Raw genomic sequence first — 13,793 nt, forward strand, 5'->3', positions numbered from 1 at the left:
GGTTTTTGATTCTGGTCTCCTGGCATTCAGAGTATCCGTTCATGTTCCCGATGACGCCTATCGCGGCTGCGCTTGCGCTGCTGATATGTACGAGTGCGCTGGCGGCACCTGCTGCTTCCGGTGCAGCCACGCCCGGCAGCCTGATCACTCAGGCCCAAGGCTTGCCCGCAGGCTTTGCCGATCACTTTTTCGATGTACCCCTGGCGGTGCGCGTAGACCTGGACCACCAACTGCTTGGCGAAGCGCTGATCGTGCTGTCCCGGGATGACCGCGTCACCCTGCTCGAATTCACCGACACCGGCGATAGCAAGGTGCCGGCTGCCACCCGCGACACCTGGCAAGGCCTGCTGGAAAAAGGCGTGGCGTTGGGCGCCTGTACCCAGTCTTGCCCGCAAAAGATGATCTCTGCTTACTACAATCTGGAAAGCTCGCAGTTGTCGATCCTCACGCAGGACGTTGAACTGAGTAGCGAAGCCCCGCGCTTTTACGACCAGCCCGACGGCGGCAGCCTGGGGTTGATCATCAATAACCAGCTCAACCTCAATGGCGGTCAGCAAGACAGCCTCGGCGGCCGTTATGGTTTGCAAGCCAGTTCCAGCGTGGGCAACTGGAGCCAGGTGTTCAACCTGCAACTGGCGCGCCAGAGCGGTAATGACCAACCCATGCGCCACGCGATTCATGAGCTGTATACCCAGCGTGAACTGGAAGGGCAATTTTTTCGCCTCGGCCACTTCACCCCCAATTCCGATGGCCTGACCCGTCAACTGCGCAGCTTCGGCGCCAGCCCCGACACCGCCTTGGGCATCATGTACGGCAGTTCCGACAGCCTGGCGATCAACAACCCCAAGCCCAGCGTGTACCCGATCTACGTCACCGCCAACCGTCAGGCAGCGGTAGAGATTTATCGCAACGGCTTGTTGATCAACACCCAGGCCGTGGCCGCCGGCCTGCAAACCCTGGACACCCGGCCACTGCCCGGCGGTATCTATGAAGTGGAAGTACGCCTGGTGGAAGACGGCCTCACCACCAGCACTACCCAGGAGCTGGTGTACAAGCCCGGTAACTGGCGCAACGCCGACGACCGCTGGCGCTACAACCTGTTCGCCGGGCGCGAAACCAAGCTGTTCAGCAACTGGGACGAGCAAGCCTCGGGTGCGGTGACGGCCGGCGCGTCGCTCAATTACCTGCTGCATCCACGGGTGATTCTTGGGCTGTCGGCTCGCCAAGTGCGTGAGCAACTGCAATATGGCAGCTCGGTGGACTGGACCGTTGCCGACAACACCAGCCTCTATGCCAATGTTTATCAAACCCGTGAACATGGCACGGGCCTTGACCTGCAAGGGCTCTACAGCTTCGGCGCGACCAACCTTGTGTTCAGTCACAACCGCAGCTGGCTCGACACCCGCGACACCTACGAAACCCTGCCCGACGGCACGCGCCTGCGGCGCAACACCTTTGTCGGCCAGGCCAGCAATTCGGCGTTGTCGGTCAACCATCGCCTTGATGCGAAAAACACTTTGAACATGCGAGTGTCCCACAGCCAAGGCAACGTCGAAGGTGCGGGGCTGGACCTGGGCTGGAGCCGTCACGACAGCTTTTTCGGCAGTGATGCCAACTGGCGTTTCTCGGTGTTCGACCGCCCCGGCAGCGCCGGCACCAATGACCAGCGCAACCGTGGCGTGGATGTGAGCCTGAGCGTGAACCTGGGCAGCGATGGCCGGCAGATTTCCGGCAGCATCGGCACCCGCACCGCCCGTGATGGCGGCCGCGATAACAACGCGTCGATCACGTATCGCCAGAACCTCACCGACCATGTGCTGCAAAGTGTCTCGGCCACGGCGATCACTGATACCTACGGCGTCGGCCTGTCAGGCATGGCCAACTTCAGCACCGACGTGGTCAGCGGCGACGGCTTTGTGCAGCGCAGCTCCTTCAATGGCGATTTCAGTGGTGGCTTGAACCTCAACAGCACCTTCGTCGCGGGCGCCGGGAAAATGCTGCTCAGCAGCCAGTACCAGGGCAACGGCGCGGGGATGATCATCGATGTGGAAACCGACCTTGACGAGATCGCCCTGCGCGCCGACGACCTGGGCGGCGGCAGCGCGGTACTGCGTCCGGGGCGCAACTACGTTCCGGTCTCGGCCTACAAGAGCAGCAGCGTGAGCTTCGACTTCGAAGGCAACCACCCGCCGGCGGCGAACATCCAGCCCGCACGCTCCAGTTACCACCTGAACAAGGGCGGCGTGGACTACCGCAAGATCACCGTGATGAAAACCGTCACCGTACTCGGCCGCCTGCTGGATGAACGCGGCGCGCCGCTTAAAGGCCATCACGTAATCAATCACGCCAGCCGTGGGGTCAGCGAAGTGGACGGGTTCTTCTCCATGGAGATGAGCGCCAGCGCGCCGACCCTGCAGGTGCGCTACCAGAACCAGTTGCTCTGCCAGTTCCGCCTGGACCCGAGCACTGCGCCGGATGAAAACGACGTGCTGATGATCGGTGATCTGCGCTGCACGCCGGACACGCTGGCCGAAGCTAACCACAAGGGCGAAACCGCCGGTTGACGGCGGTTGAAACGGGAGTTCATGACCTTGATTACCGCAATGAAAAAACGCTTGGGGCTCTGTGCATTCGCGCTGGTTTTGGGCACTACCTACAGCTTGCCGGCACTGGCTATCGTCGAGCAGATCACGGCGGTGTTTCGCCCCGATCCGGCCAACCCAACTAGCAATAAATTCGTCAATACCACGCCGCAAAGTGGCTTGTGTCCCTGGCACGTTCCCGCCAGGTGCGAGGCGGTCAATACCTTCAGTATTCGTAACAGTTCGTTCCGGGCCTATTCCAATGGGCCGATACCGGCGTTTCCGGAGGATCCGCGCCAGAGCGCCTATTTCAAGGTGCCCTCGGCATTTCGCGATCTGCAAGTGACTCACACCGTCACCGGTCGTGCGGAGACGGTACAGATGCGCATTGCCGGTATTGGGGGACGGTGGAATGTCTCTTATCCACCGGGTGTGTCCGGCTGGGCCACGCCAGGCGTGGGCTGGAACGCTTATTGGCGAGGGGCGCCGGCACCGTGCTTGCCGATCAATTACATGGCGGCGGGACAAGCGTATGCGCTTTTTTTCTGGATCGTTCCAGAGAACGCCGGAGCCTGCAGCGTTACAAATGGTATGGAAATCGGGCGGATGAGCTACAGCACGCTTGAGTACGGCTACGAACTCAAGACACCAAACCCTCTGGGTATGGACGCTGGTACTTATGAGGGTTCCATCACTTACACCATGGGCCCGGGCGGCGATATGGATTTCGGCACCACCATGATCCCCGACGAAAACACCCTGACCTTCAACTTCATCTTGTCGGTGGAGCACGTGCTCAAGATTGACCTGCCGGCGGGCGGCAATCGCATCGAGCTGTTACCCGAGGGCGGTTGGCAAGCCTGGCTCAACCAGGGGCGGCGCCCGTCGCGGCTATGGCGTGACCAGACCTTCGCAATCTCCGCCAGCTCACGTTTCAAGATGACCCTGGAGTGCGGGCTGGTGATCGGTAACACCTGTGGCCTGCGCAACAACGACGGTGACGAAGTGCCGCTTCAAGTCGCCGTGAGCCTGCCCTATGGCTTGCGTGATCAGCACGACCAGGGCGTGAACAAACTGCCCCTGCGCCTCGACGGCGTCGGCACCGAACTGTTCCAGCCGTTGCAGTACGTGAACAACCGCGAGGGCAAGTTGCATTTCGAGGTGGGCAAGGATGACGTGGCCGACATGCTCAAGAAACCCGGCAGCACCTATTCCGGCGTGGCCACGGTGATCTGGGATTCGGAAGTCTAGGCGAGCCCGGCTCGCATATCGGCTCCCTGTGGTGGGCCGCGTTCAATCAATAAGGCGTAATCAACATGAAACATGCAGTGTTAGGGGCTGGGCTGTTGCTGATGTCGTTGGCGGCGCAGGCCGGGCCGGCGATCAATGTCGGCGTGGTGTACGACTACCTGGAGGGCGACCGCAGTTCTTACCTCAAGCGGGTATTCAACGGCGGCACCAGCACCGCCTTTATCAAGGTCAATGTGCTGGAAATTGTCTATAACGCCGACGGTACTTCCAGGGAAATCCCGGTGGCCTCCCTGACGGATGAGAAGGGCGCCGCCACCAGCCGCGACGGCCTGATGGCCAGCCCGGCGCGGTTGATCGTTCCGGCGGGCGGGCGCCAGGGGACGCGCTTGCTGTACATGGGCGAGCGCGACAAGGAGCGTTACTTCCGGGTGCGCTTCATCCCGGTGGTGCCGGAGAAGGAAGACGACTTCGCCGTGACCGACGCCGAGCGCGACGAGTACAAAAAAGATCTCGCCGCCGGCGTCAACGTCATGGCCGGTTACGGCACGGTGTTTTTCGTGCGTCCCAAGGACACCCGCTTCGATACGAAGGTCGTCGAGACCGCCGACCAGTACACCCTGCGCAACGCCGGCAACAGCGTGGTGGTGCTCGATGAGTTCCGGGACTGTTCAGCGGCGAAAAAAACCGACTGCGAAGCCACCACCAAGCACCACATTCTGCCGGGGCGCCAATGGCAGCTTGAGAAGAAGCCCGGACGTGAATATCGCTTCCAGATGATCGAAGGCCGCGACAAAACACCGATGACGGTCAACAGCAACGGGTGATGACAATGTTCAAGCAACTGACGGTATGGGCGGGGCTGGTCGCAACGTTGTTCATCGGCGCGCCGGTACAGGCGTTTCAGGAACGCCAGAGTTTTGATGTGTCGGTCACTATTCCGATCCACGAAGCCTATGTGCTGCCCTCCGAACCCGACTGGATGGCGCAGGACCAACTGCTGGCATGGGACCTGGCGACCTCCAGGCTCGGGCGCCTGCGCAAGAACTTCGACGTGAAAAACCTCAATGGCGGCGTAGCCGCGCGGCTGGGGGACGTGCCCTATCTGTTGAGCGGCCGCGACCGTATTGATTTGCGCGTGCTGTTCAACCGGGTGCCCCTGACCCTGGACTCGACCCAGATACTCAGCGCTGACGAGGCGGGCATGGGCCGGCGCGTCGAGCTGGAGATTGCTCCGATCGAGCCGCAGGGTGGATACCAGGGCGGGTCCTACTACGGCACGGTGCACCTGATGTTTGATTTTCTGGCGCCTTGACCGCTCGGGCCCATTTCATCGAGCTGCTGGTACTTCAGGTCGAAGGTGTTGCCGTTGTTTCATTTGGCGGTGGGGTTCTGCTGCTCAAGGTAACGCTTCCAACCTTCTCAACCGGGCTACCAGCGTACTGCGAGAGGCCAGATGAATACCGGCCTCGTCGTCCGATGTGAGCCGGTGCTGGTCCAGCTGCGTGCGGGTAGCGGGGCTCGAATAACAGGGTTGGGTAGTCTGTAAGTCAGATGACTTACCCTAATCACGTCCATGAAAGCATGGGTATCTACACAACTTTTTGGTGCGACGCCGGGCCTGTGGGAGGGGGCTTGCTCGCGAAGGCGACCTGACAGCTGAAGCTGTTATCCGTCTACATATCCATTTCTGCGGTAACGGCCACTTAGGGTTCCGCTTTTACAGCGGCTCACTTTTGAAAAGCGCAAAAGTAAGCAAAACGCTCTTGCCCCACCACTCGGCACCTCGCTTAGGCTCGGTGTGCCCGTAATCCGCCAGTGATTTGGGGGGCCGCCGCCACGCGCCATCCATGGCGCGGGGCGGCTAAACCGGCATCCCTGCCGGTTTACCCCCCAAATCCCTGTCGAATTCCGGCCAGCGTGGTTTGACGGGGCGCCTAAGATCAAGATCAAAAGCAGAGCAAGAGCAAGAGCAAGAGCAAGAGCGGCTCGCTTCGCATCGTGGTTAGCGTCGGCAGTGGCTACAAAAGTTGTGTAGATACCTATGCCCATGAAAGGCCAATACATAACCACTGCATCGCAGTTTGCGCTGCACGCTTATTTACCGGTGCTGCTCACGCAGGCGTTCTGCTCGTCGCCTTGCAGGTATGGCATCAATAGGGGCGCCATGCCTTTGAGCACCTGCACAGGCAGCGCCGAGGTGAAGGTGAAACCCTGCGCCGAACTGCCGGGCACGAAGGCGGTGAGCGTGCCGAAGTGGCGCTCGCCGATATAAAACACAAAGGTGGCGGTGCGGTTGATTGCTTTGGAGCTGAGAATGCGCCCGCCGGCACCGATGGCTTCGATACGGTTATCGCCGGTGCCGGTCTTGCCGCCCATGGCCAACGGTGTGCCGTCGGCGTGTTTGAAACTGCCGGCGACGCGTTTGGCGGTGCCGGCATCGACCACCTGGGAGAGCGCGCCGCGCAGGGCCGTCGCCACCTCGGAAGGCATCACTCGGCGGGCGCGGTCGGGGGCATTGATCAGGCGGGTGTCATAGGGCGTGCCGGCAGCAAAGTGCAGGCTGTCAATGCGCAGCACCGGAATGCGTACGCCGTCATTGAGGATGATGCCCATCAACTCGGCCAGCGCTGCCGGGCGGTCGCCGGAGCTGCCGATGGCGGTCGCCAACGATGGCACCAGATGGTCAAACGGATAACCCACGGCTTTCCAGCGCTGATGAATTTCCAGAAACGCTTCGATCTCCAGCATGGTGCGGATACGCCCGTCGCGGGCGCTCTGATGGCGGCTTTTGAATAACCAGCTGTAAACCTCCTGGCGTTCGAACTGACTGGCTTTGACGATCTCGCTGAACGTCGCGTCCGGATGGTTGAGCAGGTAGCCCATCAGCCACAGGTCCAGCGGGTGCACCTTGGCGATATAGCCCTGGTCAGGCAAGTCATAGGCGCCTGGGCCGTAGCTGTCGTACAGCGTGTCGAGGCGTTTGTCGTTGAGCGTCTGCTGGCCTTTGGTTCCCGCCAGGCGCGCACGCAGGAAGCTGTTGAAACTCTCGCGGCTGGCGTCGGGCAGCAGGTATCGGTGCACGGCCGCCAGGCGGATCGGCGTGGGATGCAGACTGTCGAGGAAGGTTTCCAGGCGCGCCTGGGTGTCTTTTTTCTGGTACTTCTTCCAGAACTTGAGCAAAAAAGCGGTGCCTTCGCGGTCGGCGAATTGCGCCAGGTATTCCTGGCGGCGTGGCTCGCTGTCGTCCTTGAGCAACTGCGCGCTGTTGTTGGCGCTGGTGTAGGTGACGTAGCGCACCAAGTCGCGCATCAGGCGGATGAACGGCAGGTTGATCGACTCGCGCAGGGCATCGCGCAGGCTCGGGTTGCGGCCGTTGTCCTGGTTGCGAAAGTTATGGAAGCGGTGCAGGCCGCCACCGGTGAAAAAGCTTTCGCCGGGGCTGGCCGAATAGGTGCGGTTCAAGGCCGCTTCGAGCATGTCTGCCAAGGATTTGCCGGGATTTTGCAGCAGGTAGTCCACGGCCCAACGGCTGAGGCGGTCCTGCTCGGCGACCTCGACTTTTTTCAACGCTGCTGGCGTCAATGCGCCGTAGCGCTCATGTAGCTCGGCGATGATTTGCAGGTAGGTGGTCAGCACGCGCAACTTGGCGGTAGAACCCAATTCAAGCTTGCTGCCCTCGTTGATGTCGAACGGCTGGTCGGTGTTGTCGGTCTGCACCCGCACGCGCGCGCTGTCGTCGGTGCGCTCGAACAAGGTAAAGCTGTAGCGCACCTGCGGCGTGCTGGCGGGGGTGAGCAAGCGCTCGCCCAGCAGCCCGATCTCTTTGGCATAGACCGGGTCGGCCAGTTGCTTGAGGTACGCGGTGATCTGCTCCTGCAGTCGGCCTTGCAAGGTGCTGGTGGCGGACAGGTCCAGGCGGTCGAGGTCGTACAGCGGGCGATCGAGCAGCGCGGCCAGGCGGCTGCGGGCCACGCTGATGCCTTTGTTGGCCTCGATCTTCTGGGTGGTCGGTTGTTGCTGCCAGTCGCGGTAGGTGACCTGGCTGGCCAGCGCTGCCTTCAATAATCCCGGCTCGATCACGCCCTGTTGCGCCAGCAGTCGCAGGTGACTGTCGGTCAACTGCGCCAGCTCATCGCGGCCCTTGGTCAGGTAGTGGGACGGGCGGCGCTGGGCGATCATCAGCGACAGCACTTGGCGCAACGCCAGGCCACGGGCCGCCAGGCTGGGCGCGGTGTTCGTGGTGTCGGCCAGGGCCCGGTTGACCTGGTTGAAGTCGGCGCCATACCACACCCGCAGGCCTTCGGCCATGCCGTGCACTTCGCCGTGGCCGGGCACTGCCGAAAGCGGCACGCTGTTGAGGTAGTCGCGCACCACGTTCTGCCGAGCGAGGAGGGTGTCGGGGCCGTGCTGATAGGCGCGCACACTGGCCGAGAGCATCTGGCGCAGTTTTTCGCTGCCCGACAGGGTCAGGCCGTCCGGCGAATGGCGGTACTTTTCCAACTGCGTGGCCAGGGTGCTGCCGCCCGCCGTTTGCCCCGGCAGGTGCAGCTGGCGCGCAACCTGTGACCACGCGGCCTTGGCAAAGCGCGGCCAGTCCACCGCCGGGTTGGCCTGGGCTGGCTGCGGGTCGAGCAACTCGCGGTTTTCGATAAACAGCAGGCTGCGCACCATCAACGGTGGCACGTCGCTGAACTGCGCATACAACTGCGTCGGGTAATTGAATTGATACAGCGGCGCGGCGCGGCAATCGGTGATGCTCAGCCCGGCCTGGATTTTTTCTGCGTAGGGAATAAACAGACCGTGACGGCTGTAGTTCATCAGCGCCGCGGAGAAGCGTGCCTGGGACTCGATCACGTAATTACGCTTGAGCAGGCGCGGCAGGAAGTCGCCCAGGGCGCTGTAGCCCAGGCGCTGATCGAAGGGCCCGGCGCCGGGGTACAGGATCGCATCGCTGGCTCCGGGTTCGACGCGGTAGGTCAACTGCGCGGCCCATTGGCTGAGGGTGCGAGCTTGCCAGCGAGCGCTGTGCATCTCGCGCAACACGGCAAAACCCAGGGCGAGCAGCACCAGCAGCAGGATCAGCCAGAACAGCCGGCGCCATGGCCGGGGCGGTCTGAATTTTTTCGGCAATGGGGCGGGTGACGGGCTGTCGGCTTCAGCCTGGTGCGAGTCGGTTTGCCACAGTGCGCCCATAGTCGACTGATCCATTCCTACAGATTGATCGGACTTGTCTGAAGCGTAGACGCGAATTGCCTTGCCCATGAAGTTTGTCGACGGGGCAGCACACAGCGCGTCATGGCAGGCGTTAATTGTCTAGGCCAGCGGGTCGCTCGGCGGCGGTTAGCGTTTGATTTTAACTGCCCTCAGAGTATCAACATGACCGCTTCCACCCCTCCAGCCGACTCACAGCACCTCATCACGAGCGAGCAAATCGAAACGTTGTTTCGCGAGCCGCCGTCATTGCTGGCGGTAGCGCAAGAAAGCGCCCAGGCCTACCTTGACCAGCATTTTGCTGAACACAAATGGCAGGCCGGTCTGATTTATATCGCTGCGCCCGCCGACACTGACGGTAGCCTCGTTTACCAGGCCTTGTCCGAGTGGCTGCTGCAACGCCTGGCCCTCGCCGGCCCGGTGTTGCTGGTGGCGGACTATCACGTGGTCGCCCAACGGGTGCGCGAGGTGTTTGTGGAAGGTGGCCCGAGCCTGGTTGAACTGGAACGGCTGATCAACCGTTGCGGCGCGCTGCTGTGGAGGACCTATGTGAAACGCCTGCAAGCCTGGTGGTCTGAAGAGCTGCCGGTGAACATGACGCGCTGGGGCTACCTGTCGGATGACCTGCTGACACTGCTATATGACTCACCCAAGCCGCCGGGATACAGCGAGGAGCAATTCGCCACACTGTTCCCCAAAACCCTGCTGCATCCGATTCGTCCGGATAACGAGTGGAGCGCCCACGGCGATGCATTGCGGGTGCAGGCGGTTTACCTGGCGGGGCCGCCCGTCGAGATGCTGCCGGTGCTGGTCCTTATTCACGGACAACAGCGCTTGCTGTTCAGCCCGGCCAGTGGCCTGCACCCGCTGCGCGACGAGGACGAAATCGCTGCATGGTTGCCGGCTTTTGCTGAGGGCGCGCGCGTAGAGCAATGGTTTGCCGAGGACGTTGACAGCGATCCGTTCGACGCCCTGGCGGCGAGCTACCTGGCACGTCAACTGCGCGATATCGACCGGATTGACCGCAGCCTGGCACTTGCACCGGGGCAGCATCAGGCGTTGCTCGACTACATCACCGATCCGCGACGCTGGTTCGTCGCCAGCCTGGGCGCACGTCAGCAAGCGCTGCGCAGCGCCGTGCCGCTGTGGCTGGCCCACGCCGACGAGCAAGACAGCATCGCCTATGCGCGCCTGCTCCAGGCGCTGGTGGTGGCCCGCGAGCAAAATGGCGGAAAACAGTATCTCGACGGTATCGACTCGATCCGTCAGTTTGCCGATGACGCGCTCAAAACTTGCCTGCACGCTCAACCAGCGGCGCGCAAAGTGCTGCCTGCCGATGTTCAGCTGACCTTTAAACGGGTGATTGCCGCCGCAGTGCCGGTGCCGGGAGGTTTCATAGCGGGTGAAGTCGACCTGATCACCGTAAGCCTGACCGAACTGGCGCTGGAAAACCTGGCCGGGTTCCCTCACACCGTCACCAGCATCACGTTGAACGACGCCCCGGCGCCCGGTTGGTTGACTTACGACCTGCTCAGCGGGTGTGTGCAAACGGCTGACGTCGGCCAGGCTTACCCGGCTTTGTTGAAAAGAAAGCTGTTGGATGATCCAACCGAAAACGCTCGGCGCTTGCAGTTGTTCAAGCGCCAATTACGCGTGCAGTTGCCGATGCTGGCGTTGGAACTGAAGATCAAGGACGAGCACGGCCTGACGCTGGATGGCTTCAGGCGCGTGCAGGCTGCGCTGCAATCGCGCCTGGCCGATCGTACGGTACAGGACCAGGCAATGGCGCTGTGGCCGCTGGCGTTCAAGGCTTCGGCGGCTGCTGACGCCGATGAGGTGACCGCGCACTTCATCATTGGCCCAAGGGCCGGGCAGGCGGGCGTGCATCTGCTGTACCGGCCATTGCTCGAACCGATGTTGCAGGAGTACGCGTCGATCCACGCGTTGTTCGAGGCCATCAAGGCGCCAGGCCCATTACAGGACAGCGTGTTGACCTGGATCGCTCCGGCACGCCAGGCGGTCTACGCCAACGGCGGCTTCAATGAACCGCATATCCGTCGCTTTTTGCCTGGCGATGAGTTCGGCGTGTATGACAAACCGCCGGCGGCGCAACTGCACAAGCAGTTGGGCACGCAAGGCCCCTGCACCCTGGTGTTCAACGGCACGGCAAAGGCTCTGGTTGCCCTGGCTGACCGGCAATCGGTATCGAACGCCGAACAACGCTGGGCCCATATGAAAGAGGTAGGTTGGCTGTTGTTTGCCAGTGTCCTGCCGTTGACCAGCGGGCCGTTGCAATTGGGCGGATGGCTGGTGCAATTGGTCGACAGCCTGCAGCAGGATATTCAGGACCTGGCCAGCGACGATGAACAGGCCAGGAACAAAGCCGTTACGGATGTACTGAGCAACCTGATGGCAATTCTTGCGCACCAGGCCACGCCCCACGCCCCCCATCAGGCGCTGCAACTGGAGCACCCCGTCTTTGCGCCGTTGGCACACGCCGAGCCCGCCGCGTCGGTGCCCGTTCGTGTCCCCGTGCCTGCAATGTTCCACACCCCGATCCGTTGGAGTAATGCGCGTAAAGACCTGACCACCGCGCAGAATGCTCGGGCACGCCGCCTGAGCCTCAGGGTTTTCTCCGGAGAATGGAGCAACGCCGAGCAAAGCGGCCCGCGCCAGGGTTTGGTCTATGACACTTCCTTTTCACCACCGCAATGGCATGCCTTGGTACGCGGGCACGTGTATCGGGTGGTGGACGAGGCCAATGCGGTGCGGGTCGTCAGCGCCGATGGCCGCGAGAAAGGTCCCTGGTTGAAATCCTTGGGTGACGGGTATTGGGATTTTGATGCGCGATTGCACTTGCCAGGGGGCAATGCCGATTCCGCGCTCGAAGCCGAACTGCAGGCACTTGAAGTGTCCGAGCCGAGCCTTGAACAGCAATATCGTGATGCTGGGCGCGCACGTGACAGGGCCGGTGCAGCCATGATCGTGGCGCGTAAGCTGGCGCGCGAATCAAAGGGCAAGGTTACCGAGGCACAGTTGGCGCAACTTGAGGAACGCTACCGCAAGGAAATGCAGAATAAGGTGACGTCCTCGCAACAAGAGCTGCAATTGCTGATGCGTTTGCGTGCGATCAAGCCACGGCCTCGGTATGAAGAAGAACTTTGTGAAGTGCTGGAATCACTGATTCTGGGCCTGCAATTACTGGATGCCGACACGCGTGAGCAGATGCTGCAGATCAATGCGCGCATCCGCCCTCTGCTCGATGTCCTGCAAGATGAGAGTGAGGACGAAGCCGGCTCCGATCTTAATCGCCAGGCCCATGCTGACCTGGACCGCAACATGCGTGAGCAAGTGGCAGCCGAGGAGGCGGCGATTCGCTGGCGCACGCTGGAAAAAACCTATATTGACCAACTCAGGGCAGTGCCGCGGCTTGGGCGCAACAAGGCCCGCGAGCTGCAAAATGACTTGGCTGCACGGCCTTCGGTCCTGGATTTGCAAGCGTTGCAAGTGACCACACTGTGGGGCATCACCATTGATATCGAAGGCCCACCGCTGGAGGCGGAGTTTTTTGACAGCTTGAACCAGGTGATCAATCGTGCCCGCTGGGCCAGCCGCTCCCTGGCGGACCTGGAGCATCTTTCCATCGCGCGGGAAGAACGTGTAGAAGTGCTCAAAAGCCTGGGGCGCATCTATGCGCTCACCGACGACCACATTCAGTTCTGGCGCGCCATGGCGCCGGACACCTTTGACTTGGCCAATCTGCAAAAACTCCAGACGTTGCTGTCTGGCCTGCACCGTCAGGTTGAGGAGCAACTGGCTGACCTGCTGGACACCGCCCCCGGCGTGGTGTCGGTCAAGGCAGAGGCAGCAGGCTCGCGGCAAAAAAAGATCATCCGCACGCGCAACCGCGATGTGTATGTGGCCCGGGTCAAAGGCCCGACCGGCACCGCAGAGCTGGTGGACGACAAGGGCAGTGTGATCGCCACCTTCACCGAGGCCGACGACGGCGTATGGGAAGCGGTGGAACCGCCGGCCAAACCCCGTACGGCCAACCCGCAACTGGGAGCGCTGGTGAACAAGGGCCTGCGGCTGTTGGCAGGCGTCGACAACGCGATTGCGAAGGTGCAAGGCATGTCGGACAGGTGTGAGCCCGAATCCCTGCAAGCCCTGTTGGTGGCGCAAGCCAACAGTCGGCGTATGGTGGCGGCGGATATCGACAGAAAATTACGCAGCCTGGACGTGTCACGGCTGGCCGCCACCCAGCAGGCCAACGCCAGGGTGCGGGCCAGCGACTTGCGGGCCGCGGCGACGCGCCTGGAGGCGGCGGGTGTCGAGGCGCGTGTCCGGGCCAGCAAACTCAAGCTGACGCGGGCCGAAGATGTCGATTTCCTGCACGCGCTCAATGAGGTGCGCATCCAGCGACAAGGTGCCCGCGTACGCCTCAAGGGTAAAACCGTGGATTTTCTGCAAGTCTATGTTGTGCAGGATGCGCAAACGGCGCAGCCGCTGTGTTACGCGCACTTTCACTATGGAACCCGCCTGGGCCCGGACGATCACTACACCGCCGCCCACATCAAAAGCCCCGAGCAGCAGCGCTTGGGGCGCCAGGCCCAGGCCGAAGCTGAAGCCCAGGCGTTCGCCCGCATGCGCAGCGGCCAGACCGGGCGCGTGCAGCAAACCCTGGACATCGACCGTGCGAGCATTTCCCGGCTGCTGGCCAGACGTTTGTTTTTCAGTGTGGACTGAACG

General features: G+C 62.0%; 6 protein-coding genes. 5 read left to right on the forward strand and 1 reads right to left on the reverse strand.

The genetic code is table 11. The features are described from left to right. Positions 1 to 41: 41 nt before the first annotated feature. The 4 genes from JFT58_RS06705 to JFT58_RS06720 all read left to right on the forward strand — a co-directional run bounded on the left by JFT58_RS06705 (position 42) and on the right by JFT58_RS06720 (position 5,145). Positions 42 to 2,564 carry a CS1-pili formation C-terminal domain-containing protein gene (locus JFT58_RS06705; RefSeq protein WP_054897717.1) on the forward strand — a complete coding sequence of 841 codons (2,523 nt, stop codon included), beginning with the start codon at positions 42 to 44 and terminating at the stop codon, positions 2,562 to 2,564. Positions 2,565 to 2,585: 21 nt separating this feature from the next. Next, positions 2,586 to 3,833: a hypothetical protein gene (locus tag JFT58_RS06710; RefSeq protein WP_054897685.1), complete on the forward strand. Its 1,248-nt coding sequence runs from the start codon at positions 2,586 to 2,588 to the stop codon at positions 3,831 to 3,833. Positions 3,834 to 3,898: 65 nt separating this feature from the next. Next, on the forward strand, positions 3,899 to 4,657 hold the full coding sequence (locus JFT58_RS06715; RefSeq protein WP_103299321.1) for a pilus assembly protein: 759 nt from the start codon (positions 3,899 to 3,901) through the stop codon (positions 4,655 to 4,657). Between the two features lie 5 nt (positions 4,658 to 4,662). Continuing rightward, the gene (locus JFT58_RS06720; protein ID WP_034127990.1) at positions 4,663 to 5,145 is read left to right on the forward strand and encodes a CS1 type fimbrial major subunit; all 483 of its coding nucleotides are present in this window, start codon (positions 4,663 to 4,665) and stop codon (positions 5,143 to 5,145) included. A gap of 782 nt (positions 5,146 to 5,927) precedes the next feature. Here JFT58_RS06720 and JFT58_RS06725 read toward each other — a convergent pair. Further along, complete coding sequence (locus JFT58_RS06725; RefSeq protein WP_054897687.1) at positions 5,928 to 9,026, reverse strand: transglycosylase domain-containing protein; 3,099 nt, start codon at positions 9,024 to 9,026, stop codon at positions 5,928 to 5,930. Positions 9,027 to 9,209: 183 nt separating this feature from the next. Here JFT58_RS06725 and JFT58_RS06730 point away from each other — a divergent pair, with 183 nt between their 5' ends. Further along, on the forward strand, positions 9,210 to 13,790 hold the full coding sequence (locus tag JFT58_RS06730; RefSeq protein ID WP_054897688.1) for a hypothetical protein: 4,581 nt from the start codon (positions 9,210 to 9,212) through the stop codon (positions 13,788 to 13,790). Positions 13,791 to 13,793: the final 3 nt, after the last annotated feature.

Origin of the sequence: Pseudomonas sp. MF6767 (assembly GCF_016405475.1) — a bacterium.
Lineage (GTDB): Bacteria > Pseudomonadota > Gammaproteobacteria > Pseudomonadales > Pseudomonadaceae > Aquipseudomonas > Aquipseudomonas paracarnis.